The organism is Actinoplanes octamycinicus, assembly GCF_014205225.1.
Lineage (GTDB): Bacteria > Actinomycetota > Actinomycetes > Mycobacteriales > Micromonosporaceae > Actinoplanes > Actinoplanes octamycinicus.
On the sequence record NZ_JACHNB010000001.1, the window covers coordinates 5,541,153 to 5,558,211 of the forward strand.

Genomic DNA, 17,059 nt, shown 5'->3' on the forward strand with positions numbered 1-17,059 from the left:
GGTGGCGGCGCTCCGTGCCCGAGTGGCCGTCTCGGGTGTGGACCTGGAGGTGGGCGAGAGCGACGCCGAAGGTGACGTAGCCGCGGCGATGTCAGCGATGCGAGTGCTGGCCCTCCGCTCGGATTCGCCACCCCAGGTGCTCAATTACATCGCCGCCGGAGGCTCCGTCCGGAAATTGGTCACCATCGCGCGAGCCGACAACGTGACCATCAACATTCCGCGACCTTCGACCTCTCGCAATCTCCCGGCCGGCAACCCGAACTTCACCGGTCGTCGAGCTGAACTGGCCGCGTTGGTGCCGGTTCTCGACCCGGCGGACGGTGACCGCCGTGCGCAACGGGCGGTGCTGCTCCGCGACGGTCCCGGCGTCGGCAAGACGACCCTGGCGTTGCAGCTCGCACACCTCGTGTCGGCTTCCTACCCGCGGCATCACTTGTTCCTCCGGCTGACCGACGCCGCGCACCGGCCGCTTCCGATCTCGGTGGCGCTCGAATCCCTTCTCGTGGCGATGGGAGTGGATCGTCGTGAGATTCCCAGCGACCTCGGCGAGCGGCAGGCGTTCTACCAGTCCGAGCTTGCCGATTCACTCCTGGTTCTCGACGATGCCGTGGACGAGCCGCAGACCCGGCCTCTCCTGCCGGAACGCGCCGGCTGTGGTGTGATCATCACATCGAGACGGCAGCTGACGGGATTGACCATGGCTTTCACGTACGACGTCGAGCGCCTTCCCGACGACGAGGCGTTGGCGTTGCTTGCCCGGTTGATCGGGCAGAGCCGGGTGGAGAACGACCCGCAAGCTGCTCGCATGATCGTGAGTTCCTGCGGCAACCTGCCGTTGGCGATCTGGATTGCGGGCGCCACGCTGAACGCGACCTCGCGTCTCCGGGCGCCGCTGGCACGTTTCGCTCAGCAGCTTGCCGATGAGCGACACCGGTTGAACCTGCTGCGGGCCGGCGATCAAGCAGTGCGCGCCAGTTTCGACCTCAGTTATCGCCAGCTTTCTGCCGAAGCGGCGAGGATGTTCCGTTGGCTGTCCCTGCTGCAAGCTTCCGAAATCGGCGTTCCCATGCTGGCAGTTCTGGTCGACCGGCCGGAGGCTGAGGTGGAGATGATTCGGGACGAGCTGGCGGATGCGCATGTGATCGAACTGGCCGGCGAGTTTGCCGATCGCATCAAAATGCATGACCTCCTTCGCTTGTTCGCCGGTGAGTTGTTCGCCGAAACTGAGACGGAGAATGACAGGAATGCCGCTCTCGACCGTGTCTATCGGTGGATGCAGCGATTGGTGGACGACCAGACCGCGGCATTGGCTCCCGGCGCAGACCCGCAGGTATCTTCGTCGGATCGCTCGGCCCGCAGGCACGCCGCCCTGCAGTGGCTCGATCTTGAACGCCGGAACATCATGGCGCTTCTCCGGCAGGCGGCAGCCGAAGGCCGTCTCCCGTCGGTGATCTCGCTGGCCGCAGCCCTGACGAGGTACTTCGAGATCGGTAGCCACTGGAGCGACTGGGTGGAGAGTGCGGAAGCCGCGCTCAGCGCTGCTCGCAGCATCCACGACGAGCGCGCCGAGGCGGAGTGTCTCGCCTCCCTCGGCCGGGTGCATCGGCTGCGGCGGCAGCCCGACCAGGCCATCGAGAACTTCGACAGGGCGATCCGTCTCTTCGGCGCGCTCGGCATGTCGCAGGACCAGGCCTCAGCTGCGGGGAACCGTGGGATCGCCTACCGCGAGCAGCATCGTTTCGCCGAAGCGGCTGCCTCGTTCGAGAAAGCTCTGGCGCTGTATCGGCAGGTTGACGACCGGCGAGGGGCCGCCGAGACGCTCAACAACATGGGTTATGCCTATCGTTACCAGCGGCGAACTGATGAGGCGATCCGTTGTCATGATCAGGCGATCCCGGTCTTCCGGGAGATCGGCGATATCGAAGGGCTGGGGTGGGCCTACAGCAATCTCATCGCGGTTTATCGCTTCCAGCGGCGGTTCGACGAGGCGTTCCGAAGTTTCGAATCCGCTATGGACGCCTTCACTGAGATCCATCAACGGCACGGGCAGGCCTGGGCGCACAACCACATCGGCGCCGTTCATCGTGAGCGTGGAGACTTGCGGCAGGCGCGCGACAGCCATCAACGTGCTGAGCGCGTCTTCCAGGAGATAACGGACGCTTATGGCGAAGGATGGGCGGCAACGTATCTCGCACTGGTCGAGCACGATGCCAACAATCTGGACCTGGCCAAGGCGCATGCCGAGCGTGGACTGGACATCTTCGCCGGCATGCCGGACACCTATGGGCAGGCGTGGACACGGCTGTACCTCAGCGACATCTGCCTGGATCTCGACGACCATGCCCAGGCGATCGACCACGCGAGTCAGGCTCTGGAGCTGTTCGACAGCATCCGCAACACGCCCGGACGTGCTCGTTCCCAGTACCAGCTCGGAATGATCTTCGCTCGACAAGGTGATCAGCGGGCGGCCGAACAGTTGACGGCGGCGATGGCGACGGCCGAACACGGTGCCGACGGTTACACCGCAGCCCTGGCCAAACTTGCCGTCACCGACGCCGATGCCCTCACCGAGTTGACCACGTTGGCCTCGGCCTTCGCGACGATGTCCGCTCCCGCCGCGGAGGCCTTGGCGGCTTTGAAGATCGCACGAGCGGAGCAGTCGAGGGGGGATCGGGACGCCGCCGAGCGATGGCGAATGCGAGCACGCGAGCTTGTTCCTGCCCTCGTTCCTCGCCGAGCCGGGCATATCACCCAGTTGCTCGAAGGAATCTGATCTCCTGAAGGGGGCCGCTGGACATCCGCATCACTCCGAGAGGCGCCGTTCCACAGGTTTCAAAGTCCGGCGGCAAGGTACCTAGCTGGGTGGCGTCCGAGCACTCTGTACTCAGGCCGTCCCTGTCCGAGTCAGCAAGGAGAAGCATGGTGTCCCATCCTGACGTTGCCACCGGCGAGAACGCGGCCAGCCCTGATCCGTCGCGGTGGTACGCAGAGAATGTGGACGTTCTGATCTCCGCGGTGCACTCGTCCTTCGCCGCAGGCGCATATTCGGTGACGTGGCAGCTGGCCGTCGCGCTGGCGCCCTACTTCGAAACAGCAGGTCGCTGGGACGACTGGAGGGACACCCATCGCGAGGCGCTGAAGGCCGCTCAGGAACTGGGCGACGACTCGGCCCAGGCTGACGTTCTGGTCAGCACCGCGAACGTGAAACGGCTCGGTCGCCATCACGATGCTGCCGTCAGCAGTCTGGAGGCCGCGCTCGGGCTGACCCAGAAGCTCGGCGACCGGGGCCGGGAAGCCCGGATCCTGAGCCAACTCGGCATCGTTCACCGTGAACGCCACGATTTCGATACCGCGACCGAGGTCCTGCGGCGGGCCTTGGAACTGCAACGTCAGATCGGTGACCGCCCGGGTGTTGCGGAGACGCTGAACAACCTCGGTTACGCCTATCGGTACCTGGGCCAGTACGAGCAGGCGCGCGATGTGCACGAGGAGGCGCTGCCGTTGTTGCAAGCGCTGAACGACGTGGCCGGTCAAGGATGGGCGCACAGCAACCTTGCCGAGGTGGAACGAACCGACGGCAACGTCAGCCAGGCGTTGGACCACGCACGGCGGGCGCTGTCCCTTTTCGAGAGCCTCCAGCACCGTCAGGGCACAGCGTGGGCTCATCATCGGATCGGCACTCTGCTCAACGAACGTGGGGATCATCGGGACGCGATCGACGAACTGACCGAGGCACGGAAGCAGTTCCGAGCGATCGCTGATCGGTACGGCGAGGCGCGTACCGCAGCCGGCCTTGCCACCGCGATGGCCGATGCCGGCCGGTCCGACGAGGCCAGGGATCTTTATCAGGAGGCCATCACGGGATTCCGGGCGGTCGATGACCGGTACCGGGAGGTGGAGTCGGCGATCGCCTTGATCGTCGCATCACGTCCCCAGCCCGAGGCGCTTCCCGGTGAACTGCGGGATGCGCTCGACACCCTGGACCAGGTCGAGGCGGACAGGCTGCGACAACGAGCCGCCGCGGCCGGATTGGTCGTCTGAGGTCGCTGCGGTGCTGTCCGCAAACCATCCGGCACACAGGTAAACCCGCGTCACCGGCCGCCGGGAGAGGGGAGAACGTGGCCGGTGGGGGCCCTAACCTGAGGGGCATGCCGTACGTTGCCGCCCGTGATGGCCGCCGGAATCGCAGCGCCGCCAACCGGGCCCCAGCCGTCCCTGACCGGATCGACGACCTGCACGGGAACAGCCTCGGCGTGCTCGAGGTCCCGCATCACATGGCCTGCGGGCATGCCAGCCGCCGCCGCTACGAGCTGGACGATCCGGCCCAGCTGCGGCACGCCTACGAGCGGGTGCTCTGCGAGGCGGCCGGGTGCGGCGAGATCGAGGAGCTGATCAACCCGATGATGCTCCGCCGGGTCTGGCGTGACCTGCACCTGCCGTCCCGGGTCCGGGAGGCGTGGGAGACCCGGCACCCCAGCCTGCGCCGCACCGTGAACCGCACCAACTCCGGCCCCGGAGCCGGCGAGGTCATCACCCGCACGGTCAGCGCCGGCCCGGCCAACCGCGGCTTCGCCCGCCGCGGCCGCGCCCAGGTCGCCCGCACCGCCACCGCCCGCACCGCGGCGAGGCCGGGCATCGCCGGCTGACCCGCAGCGCCCACCAAGAACCCGGCAGGCGTCCAGCCAATGCCCGGCTGACATCCAGCGGGCCCCCGGCAGTGACACCGCGAGCGCCCGGGCCATCCAGCCCGGACGCCCGGCCCGAGTGACGCCGCGGGTCAGCCGCCGGTGATGGACCAGTGCCACGCCTCCGACGGGAGGTTGACCAGGCCGTACTCCTTGGCGTGCACGGTCAGCCACTTGTAGGCCGGCGTCGACCTGCTGATCGTCCGGCCGCCGGACGAGATGTCGATGGCCAGGCCCAGCTCGTGCAGGGAGCGGCCGGGGATGGCGGTCGGGACGCGGCAGGACGACGCCGGGGCGGTCCACACGTCCGGGCAGCCGTTGATCGTACGCAACTCGATCTGCCGTTCCTTGGTGCGGAAGCCGCCGCCGGAGATCTGGACGCCGTCGGCCTTGGCGTCGTCGATCATCCGTTTGACGGTGAAGGCGATCGTGCGGTTCACCGTGACGCCGTAGACCTGGGTGGTGTCGGCGAGCTTGAAGGTCGGGCGGACCTGGTCGACGACCGTGCGGCTGAGCGAGCCGGCCTGGCCGGCCAGGGCGGCGGCGGTGGGCAGCGCGGCGATCGCCTGCTTGGTCCGGGCAGCCGCCGTGGTGTAGGCGCCGACCTTGGCGTTCGCGGTGGTCACCCGGGTGGTGGCGGTGGCCGCGTCGGTGCGGGCGGTGCTCAGCGCGGTGGCGTAGACCCGGTACTGCTGCTTGCGGGTGGCGACCGCCTTGGTCGCGGCGGTGACCGCGTTGGTGGCCCGGGTCACGGCGGCCTTGCTGCGCGGCTTCTGCTTGCCGGCCGTACGCAAAGTCTGTTGTGCCGTGGTCAGGGCCTTGCGCGCCGCGGCGTGCCGCAACCGGGCGTTCTTCTCGGCGGTGGTGGCCGCCGTCAGGCGGGTCTGCGCGGTGGTGGCGGCCTTGGTCGCCACGGTGACCTCGGCCGCCCACTGGCGCACCGCCTTCTGCTGTCCGGAAAGGCTGGTGCGCAGCGCGGCGAGCTGCTGGTCGTGGGTGAGGCTGCGGTACATCAGGCTGGACCAGGTCGAGGCGACCTTGGGGGCCGCGGCCTGGGCCGGAGCGGGCATGCCGATCGCCGAACCGGCGGCCGTCAGCGCGATGATCGCCGCGGCGGCGGAGCTCTGCAGAGTTCGCTGTCGTGTCGTCACCCGGCGACTGTGAAAGCCGACGGGTCCCCGTTGCGTTCCCGATCGGGTCCAGCTTGGTTGCCAGCGGTCAGTTCGGCGTGAAGAGACCCTGGATACCGACCACGACGGCGATCACTCCGAAGATCGCGACAGCCAGCGCCCAGCCGGCCGGCTCGCTCGTGCCGGTCGTGCCCGGTGCCCGGCGGCCGGTGAACTTCTCCCAGGTCAGCAGCAGGCCGACGGCCAGCCCGACCACTTCGAAGTGCAGGATCCGGCCGTCGAAGAGATGCACGATCAGGAAGAAGCCGGCGGCGACCAGCGCGACGATCCCGATCAGCCAGGACCAGCGGGCCACCCGGTCGGCGAACCGCTCCAGGCCGCCGCCGACGCTCGGCACCCGGCGCAGCAGCGGGACGGCGAGCAGCAGTCCGCCGAGGATGTTCGCGAAGTCCAGCAGGTAGGCCATGGCGCAGAGGGTAGCGGGAGCGCTCCCAATCGGCTATCCGAGCGACAGTTTTCGATCAGCGATCCCGACGCGCACGCGCTGGCCCCAGGAGAGCTCCAGCGCGTCCGCCTCCAGGCCGTCGGCGAACACCACGAGACGCTCGCTCTCGCTGGTCAGCTCCAGTTCCCGCCCCGGGGCCAGGCGGCCGGCCACGTTGCGGACCCCGGTGGCCGGGGACGGCCAGGCCTCCCGGACGAACCAGCACAGCGCCGCCTCGTCCGGCCCGGGCAGGGGTGGTGCGCCGACCCGGTCCCGGGCGATCGACGCGCACCACCCGGTCGCCCCGGTGCCGGTCCCGACGATCACGCCGGAGGACGACTGCCGCTCCCGCCCGCCGTCCGGCACACCGATCACGTACCGCGCCGACTGGTGACCGGCGTGTCCGATATAGATCTCGTTGAGGCCGAACAGCTCCTGCCCGTCGTCGAGCCGGGCCACCACCATCGTCCGGTCCTGCCGGGGGAAACCCTTGCGCAGCAGGCCGCCGACCGCGGCAGGGGAGTGCCGGACCAGCACACCCGGGTTCCGCCCGGGCTCCGGGTCGACGCCGATCACCGGCTGGCCGTCCAGGTACTTCGCCACGTTCGCCACCAGGCCGTCCTGGCCGACGGCCACCACGATGTCCTCCGGCGCGAACAGGAAACGGGGCAGATCCGCTCGCTCGACGTGGCCGCGCCGCCAGTCGGCCGGGACCGCGCCGCCCACCTCGACCAGCGCGGCCCGCAGCGCCTCGTGCCGCGCGGTGACCTCGTCCAGGTCGCGCCCGCGCTGCTTGAGGAAGTAGGCGGCGGCGCCCCGGGTGCCGTGCCGGGCGAGCAGCTCGTCCAGCTCGCTGCGCCGCGACACGACCACCACGCGGGGGCTGAGCGAGCTCATCCGATCCGTCCGATCAGCTTGGTGAGCAGGTCAGGGGTGACGGTGAGCTCCTTGATCGCCGGCAGGTGCGTGGCCAGCTCGCGCAGTGCGAGCGCCTGCAGCACCTCGGCCGGCAGGTCCCGGTACGCCGCCAGCCGGGCCGCCTCGGTCTCCGCCTCGGCCAGGCCGACCACCCGGGCGCCGGCCGCGCGGGCCTCGTCGCGCAGCCGCTCGGCGTCGGCCGCCGCGCTCGCCGCGAGCCGCTCCCGCTCGGCCTCGCCCTGGGCCGCGACCAGCTGCGACTCGGCGTCCAGCTCGGCGCCCCGGCGGGCGTTCGCGCCGTGCTGCTCGACCAGGTGCTGCTCCTGGCGGGCCAGCTCGATCTTGCTCTGCAGCTCGTTCTCGGCGATCGACCGCTCCTGCTGCACCGCGTGCGCCCGCCGGGCGTAGGTGGCCCGGTCGGCGTCCTGCTGCACCTTCTCCCGGGTCGGGGTCTGCAGCGCCCGCTCCAGCTCCGGCTCCGGCCGCAGCGCCACCACCCGGGCGCTGACCACGGTCACCCCGGTCTCGGCCAGCCGCGGATCGGTGGCCAGGGCGTCCGCGACCGACTGCCGGACCGGGGCGATCCCGGTGGTCAGCGCCTCGGCCAGGGGCAGCCGGGCGAGCACGTCCAGAGCGGGCTGCTGGGCCAGCTCGGCGAGCAGCGTGGCGACCTGGTCGAGCGGCTGGCTGTTCCAGCGGCCCTGGTAGGGATCGATCGAGAAGTCCAGCCGGGACGCGGCCGCGGCCGGGTCGCTGAACCGGTAGGTCACCGTGGCCTGCACGGTCACGTCGGCGAAGTCCTCGGTGCGGGCGTGGAACAGCAGCGGCAGCTCCCGGTCGTCGACCGGCACCTCGGAGAGGACCGCGGTCAGCGGCCGGTACCAGAACGCGAGGCCGGTGCCGGCGCGCTTCGCCTTGCCCTGGACGGTGTGGCTGACCCAGCTCGTCGGGGCGGAGCGCAGGTGACGCAGGTGCAGGCGGCGTTTGATGTCGGCCATCGGGGGGTCCTTCCTCGTTTTCGTCATCATGACGATAAAGCCTCCGGGGTATTATCGTCAACATGACGCTAAACATGGCGGCGATCACCGTCGATCTGGTGCTGCTGACCATCCGGCAGGCCGGCCTCCAGGCGCTGCTGATCCGGCGGGGCATCCCGCCGTTCCAGGGGCAGTGGGCGCTGCCCGGCGGCTTCGTCCACGACGACGAGGACCTGGACGCGGCGGCGGTCCGCGAGCTGCGCGAGGAGACCGGGGTGGACCCGTCGGCCGGGCACCTGGAGCAGCTCGCCACCTACGGCACGCCGGGGCGGGACCCGCGCGGCCGGGTGGTCACCACCGCCTACCTGGCGCTGCTGCCGGACCTGCCGGCGCCGGTCGCCGGCAGCGACGCCGCGCACGCCGACTGGCGCCCGGTCGACCAGCGCGGCCTGGCCTTCGACCACGACCGGATCCTGGCCGACGGCGTCGAGCGGGCCCGCGCCAAGCTGGAGTACACGCCGCTGGCCACCGCCTTCTGCCCGCCCGAGTTCACCGTCGCCGAGCTGCGCGCGGTCTACGAGACGGTCTGGCGGACCACCCTCGACCCGCGCAACTTCCACCGCAAGGTGACCACCGCCGAGGACTTCATCGAGCCGACCGGCCACAGTGTCACCCGCGACCGTGGCCGCCCGGCCCAGCTCTACCGCCGGGGACCGGCCACGCTGTTGCATCCGCCACTCCTGCGCCCCTGAGCGCCGATCGCATCGTCCAAAAGTCATAGCCGAAAGTCGTAGGGGTGGACCTGATGTCCGACCATCGGCAGATGTCGGTGGCGCCGCCGGTGCGACAGGCTCCACGATGCGATTCAACCGGGGGGAGACAGGGAGATGACGGTGCTGACGGAGCGTGCGGCCGAGGTCCGGGACGAGGTGCAGCCCCGGTGGGAGCGGCCACCGTCCTCGCGCCGCGTCGTCGCCCGCCTGGTCCAGTTCGTCGGCGCGGCCAGCGCCGTCTTCTCGGTGCTCCCGCCGCACCACCACCGGTTCGGGCTGCTCGCCGACATGGTGCCGACCGCCGGGCTGCTCACCGCCCGGGTCGCCTCCGCCGTGGTCGGCGTGCTCCTGGTCTACCTGGGCGCCGGCCTGCGCCGCGGCAAGCGTCGCGCCTGGCAGCTGGCCCTGCTGCTGTCCCTGATCGGGGTGGCGCTGCACCTGGTCAAGGGTGGCCTGGTGCCGATGGTCTTCGCCGGCGCGATCGTCGCCCTGCTGGTCGCCAAGCGCGACGAGTTCACCGCGGACGGCGCCCCGCGTCACCGGCTGCGGGCGTTCCGGGCCTGCGCCACGTTCCTGAGCGCCGGGTTCGTCCTCGGGTTCGCCGAGATCGCCGTCCGGGTCAACCACCTGGAGGGCCGGCCCGGCGTGCTGAGCTGGGCCGGCCATGCCGCGCTCGGCCTGATCGGGGTCACCGGCCCGGTCCACTTCGTCTCCCCGATCGGCGGGCTCACCGTGTCGATCACCACCGGCGCGTTCGGGCTGCTCGCCTTCGGCGCCGGCGGTCTCCTGCTGCTGCGCCCGAGCACCGGCGGCCGCTGCGACGGCGCGGCCGGCCAGGCCCGGCTCCGCGAGGTGCTGGACAAGCACGGCGACGGCGACTCGCTCGGCTATTTCGCGCTGCGCAGCGACAAGCAGCTGGTCTGGGCCCCGTCCGGCCGCGCCGCGGTGGCCTACCGGGTGGTCAACGGGGTGAGCCTGGCCTCCGGTGACCCGCTCGGCCTGCCGTCGGAGTGGCCGCGGGCGATCGGGCAGTGGCTGACCGACTGCGCCGCGCACGGCTGGACGCCGGCCGTGCTGGCCTGCGGCACCCAGGGCGGCCGCGCCTTCCAGAAGGCCGGGCTGGACTGCATCGAGCTGGGCGACGAGGCGATCGTCGACGTGGCCGGCTTCGCGCTGACCGGGCGGCCGATGCGCGGCGTGCGGCAGGCGGTCGCCCGGATGCGCCGGGCCGGCTACACCTGCCAGGTGGTCCGCCAGCGCGACCTGCCGGCCGACACCCTCGCCGAGGCGGTGGCGTGCGCGAACGCGTTGCGCGACGGCAAGGTGGAGCGTGGCTTCTCGATGGCGCTGTCCCGGCTCGGCGACCCGGCCGACGGCGACTGCCTGCTGGTGCTGTGCCGCGACGAGGAGCAGGCGCTGCGCGGCGTGCTGCACTTCGTGCCGTGGGGCCGGCGTGGCCTCTCCCTCGACCTGATGCGCGGCGACCGGACCGCGCCGAACGGTCTCACCGAGCTGATGGTGGTCTCGGCGATCGAGGCCGCCCCCGGCTTCGGCGTCGACCGCATCTCGCTGAACTTCGCGGTGCTCCGCTCGGTCTTCGCCCGCGCCGAGGAACTGGGCGCCGGCCCGGTGATCCGGCTCTGGTGCCGGATCCTGCGCGCCGCCTCCCGGCTGTGGCAGATCGAGTCGCTCTACCGGGCCAACGCGAAGTACCAGCCGGACTGGCAGCCGCGCTTCCTGTGCTTCCCGTCGGCCCGCGACCTGCCGCGGATCGCGGTCGCCGCGCTCCGCGCCGAGGCGTTCCTGCCGGCCCGCGCCGACGACGCCCGGTGAGGCTCACCGGCATCCCGCTGTTCCTGCTGGTGGCGACGGCGGCGGTGGGCACGATGGCGGCCACGGTGCGCGGCTGGCGGCGGCTTCCGGTCCGGATCGCCGGCCTGCTCGCCGTCGAGATCCTGGCCGTCGCCGCGATCGGCCTCTGGGTCAACCGGTCGCAGCGGTTCTATCCGACCTGGGAGTCGCTGACCGGCGCGTCCCAGGTCGCCGCGGTCACCGAGACCGCGGCCGGCCGCCTGGACCCGCGACTGGCCGGCGCCACCGCGGTCGCCTGGAAACCGGCCGAGGCGGCCGCCTGGCACCTGGCCCGGCCGCCGCTGCTGCTCGCCCCGCCCGACTACGCAGAACAGCCGGATCGCACGTTTCCGCTGCTCGTGGTGCTCGGCGACGACCCCGGCACCCGGCCGGCCGGCGTGCTGACCGTGGTCCTCGCGCCGACCCGGGCCACCACCGCCGCCTCGCTCGGGACGCTGCGCGCCGCGGTCGCCCGCGACGCCCGCAGCGCCGACGCGCTGGCGGTCGTGGCCGGGCCGCGCTGGCACGCGCTGGCCGCTGCCTGGCCCGGCCACCCGGCCGTGGCGACCGGGATCGATCAGGCGGTGCGCGGGTTGCCGGCGCCGCTGGCCGCCCCGCAGAGGCTGCCCTCATGAGCATCGACGGCACCGCGACGGTGCTCCTCGCCGTGCTGCTCGTGGTGGCGATCACCGTGCTGCTGGCGCTGCTCTGGCCCCGGATCCGGGTGCTCGCCCGGGTCGCGCTGGTCGCGGCCGTGCTGCTGAGCGTCACCGCGGCGTCGCTGCTCGAGCTGAACCGGCTCACCGAGACCTATCCGAGCTGGGCTGAGCTGGCCGGGTCCAGCCCGGAGGCGGCACCGCGGACGGTGCTGCCCGGTCACGGCCGGCTGGAGACCTACCGGGTGCCGGGCCCGGCCAGCGGGATGAACCAGGCGATGATGGTCTACCTGCCGGCCGCCTACTTCACCCCGGAGGGCGCGCGGTTGCGGTTCCCGGTGATCGAGGCGCTGCACGGCTATCCCGGCACGCCCGAGTCGTGGGTGCGGCGGCTGGACATCGTCGACCACCTGGACCGGGAGATCACGGCCGGGCGGATGGCGCCGACCGTCGTGCTGCTGCCGCGCCAGACGCCGGACCGGTTGCTGGACACCGAGTGCACGAACCTGGTGGGCGGGGCGCAGGCCGAGACGTACCTGACGGTGGACGTACCGGACTGGGCCCGCACCCATCTGCGGATCCGCACCGACGCCGCGGCCTGGGGGTTGATCGGCTATTCGGCCGGCGCGTTCTGCGCGATGAACCTGGCGCTCAAGCATCCGGACCGCTACACCGCGGCGGCCAGCCTGTCCGGTTTCGCCGACCCCGGCATCAAGGTGGGCGACCACAGCGAGAAGACCACGAACAACATCGCGTGGCGGCTCGCCCATCTGCCGCAGCCGCCGATCGCGCTCTGGATCGGCTGGGCCGCCGACGACCACGGCGCCAGCCGAGGCTCCCGGGACGTGGTCCGCCTGGCGCGGGCGCCGCTGACGGTGACCACGGCGATCGTTCCGAAAGGCGGGCACAGCCACGCTACGTGGCAGGAGATGGAGGCACCCGCCTTCGACTGGCTCTCCGCCCACCTGGCCCGCCCGGCCCCCTGATCACGCGTCGAGCGGGCCGGGCAGGCCGGCCGGGTGTGCCCGATCAGCGGGCCGAGCCGGCGGCCACGGGTGTCATGGCCAGGCCACGTCGTCGAAGGACAGCCAGGGCGCGGCGGCCACCCCGGCCGGGCTGAGCCCGGTGAACGCGAGCACCTCCCGGTGCAGGTGCGACTGATCGGTGTAGCCGCCCTCGGCCGCCACCCCGGCCGGCGGGTGCCCGGCCGCGAGCAGGTGGGCGGCGTGGTCGAACCGGATCAGCCGGGCGGCGTGTTTCGGGGTGATCCCGAGTTGGGCGCGGAACCGGGACCACAGCCGCTGCCGGCTCCAGCCGACCTCGTCGGCCAGCCCCGCCACCCGCAGCCGGCCCCGGGCGCCCAGGGTCCGTCGCCAGGCGTGGGCCACCTCCGGATCGACCCGCCGGGCGGCCGCCCGGCGGGTGACCAGCTCCGCCGCGAGGGCGAACCGGTCGTCCCAGGAGGTGGCCGCCCGCAACCGGTCCTCGACCCGGACCGCCTCCGCGCCCCAGATCTCGTCGAGCGCGACAACCGCGCCGGTGAGCTCGGCCGCCGGGCCGAGGACGGCGGCCGCGGCGACCGGCTCGAGGCGGATCTGCAGGCAGTCCACCCGGGCCAGGCCGGTGGCGTGCAACTCACCGGGAAGGAGTCCGACCACGACGCTGCCGCGCCGGGCCGCACCGTTCACGTCGAAGCTCAGACTGGCATCCTGGCTGAGATCGATCAGCAGGGTGACCGCCGGATGAGCGATCATGCCGATGTCCCGCCGCACCGGGGCGCGCTGGCGGAACCCGGCCATCCGGACCGCCGGCAGCCGCCGGGCCGGGACCGCGATCTCCACCTCGGTCGCATCGAACCGCACCCGGCCAGCCTAGGACCGGGTGGCGAGCGCGAAGTCGAGGAGCAACCCGCTGGTGATCTCCGGGGCTTCCAGGATCGGCACGTGGCCGACGTCCGGCAGGACCTCGACCCGGGCGTCCGGGATCCGCTCGTACTGGCGGGCCGAGGCCGGATCCCACTTGCGGTCGGCGCCGCCGCAGATCGCCAGGACCGGGACGCCGAGCCGGCTCAGCCGGTCCGGAACGCTGCGGTCGGCCAGCCAGGTGAGGTTGGCCCGGAGCACCTGACGCATGGTGCGGTAACTGATCCCGCGAATCCCGGCGACCATGTCGTCCGGCACCTCGACCGGGCGGGCGGCGGTCGCGTTGACCCCCTTGCGGACCGGCCCCAGGAGGCGCCGGACGCACCCGATCCATGGATCAGCAGCAGCGGCGGGGCCTGCCGCGGGCCGTCGTGGACGACGTGCATGCCGTGCTCGGTCATGCCGCCAGCCTGCACAGCCGGCCGCCCGCCGGTCTTGGAGAAATGTCCGGACGAGCTTTCGCCGGGCGGATCGAACCGGATCGGTGTCCGGGGGTGTATCCACCGGCGAGACAGGTCGTCAGGGGGAGAGAGCAGATGAGCCAGGGGCCGCAGTACCCGTCGTGGGATGAGCCGCAACCGGCGATGCCGGCGGCTCCGTGGAATCCGCCTCGACCGGCGCGGGCGTCCGCCCCGGTGTGGGAGCACCCGGCGCCGACCGCCGTCCCGGTGTGGGAGCACCCGGCGCCGACCGCCGTCCCGGTGTGGGAGCACCCGGCGCCGCCCGCGGCTCCGGTGTGGAATGACCCGGCGCCGGCGCCGCCGCGGTGGGATCCGCAGCCGGTCGTCCAGCCCGGCTACTACGGCGGGCCGCAGCCCGGGTACCAGCCGGCCGCCGGCTCGGCGATCGCGATCACCATGCGGTACGCCCCGATCGCCTTCCTGCTCGGCGTCTTCACCCCGGTGCTCACCATCGACAACCAGCCGATCCAGGCCGGCTGGCGGCGCCGGATCGTCGTACCGGTCAGTCCGGGTCCGCACTACCTGCACGCCCACGTGCCGTACCTGATCCCGCGCCGGATCGGCAAAGCCGATCTGCCGGTCAGCGTCGCGCCCGGCGAGACGATCTCGCTGGAGTACCGCGCCCCGGTGATCGTGTTCCTGCGCGGCGCGTTCGGCGGCCCGCCGCAGAAGTATCCGGGCCTGGTCGCCGCCGTCCTGCTCTCGCTCGTGCTGCTGGTGCTGGCGCTCGGCTCCGGCATCGCCGCCGCGCAGAACCGGGCGCTGCCGCTGGGCCCGCCGGCCCGGCCGGCGACGCCGCCGACCTTCACCGCGCCCGCGTTCCCGGTCGACCCGACCGGCCCGGCGGTGCCGACCTTCCCGGGCGCGGGCGGCGACAAGAACGGCGCGAAGCCGGAGCTGCGTCCGGACGCCGAAACCCGCACCGTGGTGGGCGCGACGTTCGGCGCCGGCGACCAGACGTTCACCATGGCGTTCGGGGGCTGGCCGTTCGCCTTCCGCGCGCCGGACACCTGGGGCTGCCGCGCGGCCCGCACCGACCTGCCGGAGGCGCAGGCCTGGCTCTGCGTCGACGAGCGCGACCGGACCGGCGGCGAACGCACCGGCGTCGTGCTGCGCGCCTGCCCGGGCACCTGCGCCGCCGCCGACAAGGCCCGGCTGGTCACGCAGTGGCTCGGCGACGCCCCCGGCATCCGCAAGGCCGGCGGCAACACCCGTTTCCGGCAGCTCGCCACCAACCTGAACGGCAAGTACGAGCTGAAGCTCAGCCACTTCTTCACCGACCCGGCGTCCGGCCGCAAGTTCCAGGTCGGCGTGCAGGCCGAGGCGCTCACCGCGAAGAAGGCCGTGGTGCAGAAGGTGGTCAACGAGATCCTCTCGCAGAGCAGCTTCTGACCGGTGATGACCAGCAGACCCGCGGGTCGGCCCCGGCCGCGACGGCGGCCGGGCCGCCCGCCCAGCCCGATCCGCCGACGGCGACGGCGACGGTTCAGGCGGGGAGGCTGAAGGTGAACCGGGCACCCTTCCGGTACGCCGGGTCCAGGGCGATCTCGCCCCCGTGGTGCTCGACCACCTTCTTGCACACCGCCAGGCCGATCCCGGTCCCGTCGTAGCGGTCGCGCGGATGCAGCCGCTGGAAGATCACGAAGATCTTGTCGGCGAACTCCGGGTCGATCCCGATCCCGTTGTCGCTCACGGTGAACGCCCAGCTCGCGCCGTCGGCGGCGGCGGTGATCTCGACGACCGGCGGCTCGTCCGGGCGGCGGAACTTGATCGCGTTGCCGAGCAGGTTCTGCCACAGCATGGTCAGCAGCGTGGCGTCGCCGGCCACCACCGGCAGCCGCGGCCGGACGATCCGCGCCCCGGTCTCCCCGATGCTGACCGCGAGCGAATCCTCGACCCGGTCGACGATGTCGTTGAGGTCGACCGGCCGCTCGTCGTCGTAGAGCCGGCCGATCCGGGAGAAGGTCAGCAGATCGTTGATCAGCCGCTGCATCCGGGTGGCGCCGTCCACCGCGAACCCGATGTACTGCTTGCCCCGCTCGTCGAGGGCGGCGGCGTACCGGCGCTCCAGCATCTGGCAGAACGAGGCCACCTTGCGCAGCGGCTCCTGCAGGTCGTGCGAGGCGACGTAGGCGAACTGCTCCAGGTCGGCGTTGGACCGGCGCAGCTCCGCCTCGCGCTGCTCCAGGTCGTCGCGGGCCTGCTGGGTGACGGTCAGCGCGTCGACCAGCCGGCGCCGCATCGCCTCCACGTCCCGGCCGAGCTGGGTCACCTCGATCGGCCCGTCCGGGGCCAGCTCGTGGGTGAAGTCCCCGTCGGCGACGCGGCGGGCCGCCGCGCCGAGCCGGTGCAGCGGCTGCACCACGGTGGTACGTAGCAGCACCGCGATCACCACGATCAGCAGCAGCAGCGCGCCGACCGCGGCCAGGAAGACGGTGTTGCGCAGCTCGCGGGCCTCGCCGAGCGCGGCCCGGCCCTCCTGCCGCGCGGTGGACAGCCGCTGGTCGAGGGTGGCGAGGCGGCCGCGGACCGGGTCGAACGCGGCGGTGCTCACGTCCCGGTCCCGGGTCCGCAGGGCCGGCTCGGCGATCCCGGTCCGCCAGCGCGCGGCCTCGTCCTCGATGGCGGCCAGGTCGGCGAGCGGCCCGGCCTCCCCGGCGAGGACGTCGCGCAGGGCGGCGGCGGCGGTCGCCTCCTCGGTGACGCTCTGCCGGTAGAGGTCGAGCAACTGCGGCGCGCCGCTGAGCAGGTAGCCGCGCAGCGCGGTGTCCTGATTGCGCAACGCGTCGCCGAGCTGCACGACGGCGGTCCGGGCCGGCGAGATCCGGTCGTTGAGCCGGTTCGACACCTGCGTGGTCCGGTTCAGCGCCTGCGCCCCGAAGGCCGCCGCCCCCAGGATGAGCACCACCATCGCCACCAGCACCGCCGCGAACCACTGCTGCGTCGTCCACCGCGTCTTCGTCACATCGGCACGGTAGAGGATGCGGAGATCGTCGGCTCGCTCGGCCACGTCCGCGGCTCCCGGCGCCAGGCAGTCTCTCCCCTTGCTCTCGAACCTTTTCTGGTACGACTCGGAGTCCCGTGCCGGTCGGCACGCGAGGCCGCGTCCCCGCACGACCGCAGCGCGTGTCGTGCGGGCAGGCTGTGCCTCCCGGGTGTCTCGGCGCCGCCGAGACACCCGGGAGAGCCAGCCGGGAACCGT

Annotated in this window: 15 protein-coding genes; 8 read left to right on the forward strand and 7 right to left on the reverse strand. The window is 72.2% G+C overall.

Annotated features, from left to right (window positions below; all coding sequences use genetic code 11):
- The first annotated feature begins 37 nt into the window (after nucleotides 1–37).
- From BJY16_RS24260 to BJY16_RS24270, 3 genes are all read left to right on the forward strand, one after another.
- Nucleotides 38–2,773, forward strand: coding sequence for a tetratricopeptide repeat protein (locus BJY16_RS24260; RefSeq protein WP_221502034.1), 2,736 nt, complete (start codon nucleotides 38–40; stop codon nucleotides 2,771–2,773).
- Between the two features lie 221 nt (nucleotides 2,774–2,994).
- Nucleotides 2,995–4,041 carry a tetratricopeptide repeat protein gene (locus tag BJY16_RS24265; RefSeq protein ID WP_185041878.1) on the forward strand — a complete coding sequence of 349 codons (1,047 nt, stop codon included), beginning with the start codon at nucleotides 2,995–2,997 and terminating at the stop codon, nucleotides 4,039–4,041.
- Nucleotides 4,042–4,148: 107 nt separating this feature from the next.
- A complete protein-coding gene (locus BJY16_RS24270; protein WP_185041879.1) occupies nucleotides 4,149–4,646 on the forward strand; it encodes a hypothetical protein in 498 nt (165 codons plus the stop codon).
- A gap of 131 nt (nucleotides 4,647–4,777) precedes the next feature.
- Here BJY16_RS24270 and BJY16_RS24275 read toward each other — a convergent pair whose 3' ends face one another.
- The 4 genes from BJY16_RS24275 to BJY16_RS24290 form a co-directional block, all read right to left on the reverse strand.
- A complete protein-coding gene (locus tag BJY16_RS24275; RefSeq protein WP_239177959.1) occupies nucleotides 4,778–5,836 on the reverse strand; it encodes a M15 family metallopeptidase in 1,059 nt (352 codons plus the stop codon).
- 67 nt (nucleotides 5,837–5,903) lie between these two features.
- Nucleotides 5,904–6,281 carry a hypothetical protein gene (locus BJY16_RS24280; protein ID WP_185041880.1) on the reverse strand — a complete coding sequence of 126 codons (378 nt, stop codon included), beginning with the start codon at nucleotides 6,279–6,281 and terminating at the stop codon, nucleotides 5,904–5,906.
- Between the two features lie 33 nt (nucleotides 6,282–6,314).
- Nucleotides 6,315–7,196, reverse strand: a complete 882-nt coding sequence (locus BJY16_RS24285) for an NAD(+)/NADH kinase (protein ID WP_185041881.1) — start codon at nucleotides 7,194–7,196, stop codon at nucleotides 6,315–6,317.
- Nucleotides 7,193–8,215 (reverse strand): SPFH domain-containing protein, encoded by a 1,023-nt coding sequence (locus BJY16_RS24290; protein ID WP_185041882.1) that lies wholly within the window; start codon nucleotides 8,213–8,215, stop codon nucleotides 7,193–7,195. Before BJY16_RS24290 ends, BJY16_RS24285 begins: the two co-directional genes overlap by 4 nt.
- A 62-nt stretch (nucleotides 8,216–8,277) precedes the next feature.
- Between BJY16_RS24290 and BJY16_RS24295 the strand changes: the two genes are divergently transcribed.
- From BJY16_RS24295 to BJY16_RS24310, 4 genes are all read left to right on the forward strand, one after another.
- Nucleotides 8,278–8,946 carry an NUDIX hydrolase gene (locus tag BJY16_RS24295; RefSeq protein ID WP_185041883.1) on the forward strand — a complete coding sequence of 223 codons (669 nt, stop codon included), beginning with the start codon at nucleotides 8,278–8,280 and terminating at the stop codon, nucleotides 8,944–8,946.
- 141 nt (nucleotides 8,947–9,087) lie between these two features.
- Nucleotides 9,088–10,800 (forward strand): phosphatidylglycerol lysyltransferase domain-containing protein, encoded by a 1,713-nt coding sequence (locus BJY16_RS24300; RefSeq protein ID WP_239177958.1) that lies wholly within the window; start codon nucleotides 9,088–9,090, stop codon nucleotides 10,798–10,800.
- A complete protein-coding gene (locus BJY16_RS24305; RefSeq protein ID WP_185041885.1) occupies nucleotides 10,797–11,453 on the forward strand; it encodes a hypothetical protein in 657 nt (218 codons plus the stop codon). Before BJY16_RS24300 ends, BJY16_RS24305 begins: the two co-directional genes overlap by 4 nt.
- Entirely contained in the window at nucleotides 11,450–12,460 is a 1,011-nt protein-coding gene (locus BJY16_RS24310; protein ID WP_185041886.1) for an alpha/beta hydrolase, read from the forward strand. Before BJY16_RS24305 ends, BJY16_RS24310 begins: the two co-directional genes overlap by 4 nt.
- Nucleotides 12,461–12,532: 72 nt before the next feature.
- Here BJY16_RS24310 and BJY16_RS24315 read toward each other — a convergent pair whose 3' ends face one another.
- Together BJY16_RS24315 and BJY16_RS24320 are read right to left on the reverse strand one after the other, a co-directional pair.
- Nucleotides 12,533–13,336 (reverse strand): AraC family transcriptional regulator, encoded by an 804-nt coding sequence (locus tag BJY16_RS24315; RefSeq protein ID WP_239177957.1) that lies wholly within the window; start codon nucleotides 13,334–13,336, stop codon nucleotides 12,533–12,535.
- Between the two features lie 9 nt (nucleotides 13,337–13,345).
- Nucleotides 13,346–13,900: an alpha/beta fold hydrolase gene (locus BJY16_RS24320; RefSeq protein WP_185041887.1), complete on the reverse strand. Its 555-nt coding sequence runs from the start codon at nucleotides 13,898–13,900 to the stop codon at nucleotides 13,346–13,348.
- A 32-nt stretch (nucleotides 13,901–13,932) separates the two neighbouring features.
- Between BJY16_RS24320 and BJY16_RS24325 the strand changes: the two genes are divergently transcribed.
- On the forward strand, nucleotides 13,933–15,249 hold the full coding sequence (locus BJY16_RS24325; protein WP_185041888.1) for a hypothetical protein: 1,317 nt from the start codon (nucleotides 13,933–13,935) through the stop codon (nucleotides 15,247–15,249).
- A gap of 94 nt (nucleotides 15,250–15,343) precedes the next feature.
- On the opposite strand, the gene BJY16_RS24330 is transcribed toward BJY16_RS24325, so the two are convergent.
- Entirely contained in the window at nucleotides 15,344–16,822 is a 1,479-nt protein-coding gene (locus tag BJY16_RS24330) for a sensor histidine kinase (RefSeq protein ID WP_185041889.1), read from the reverse strand.
- Nucleotides 16,823–17,059 lie beyond the last annotated feature (237 nt).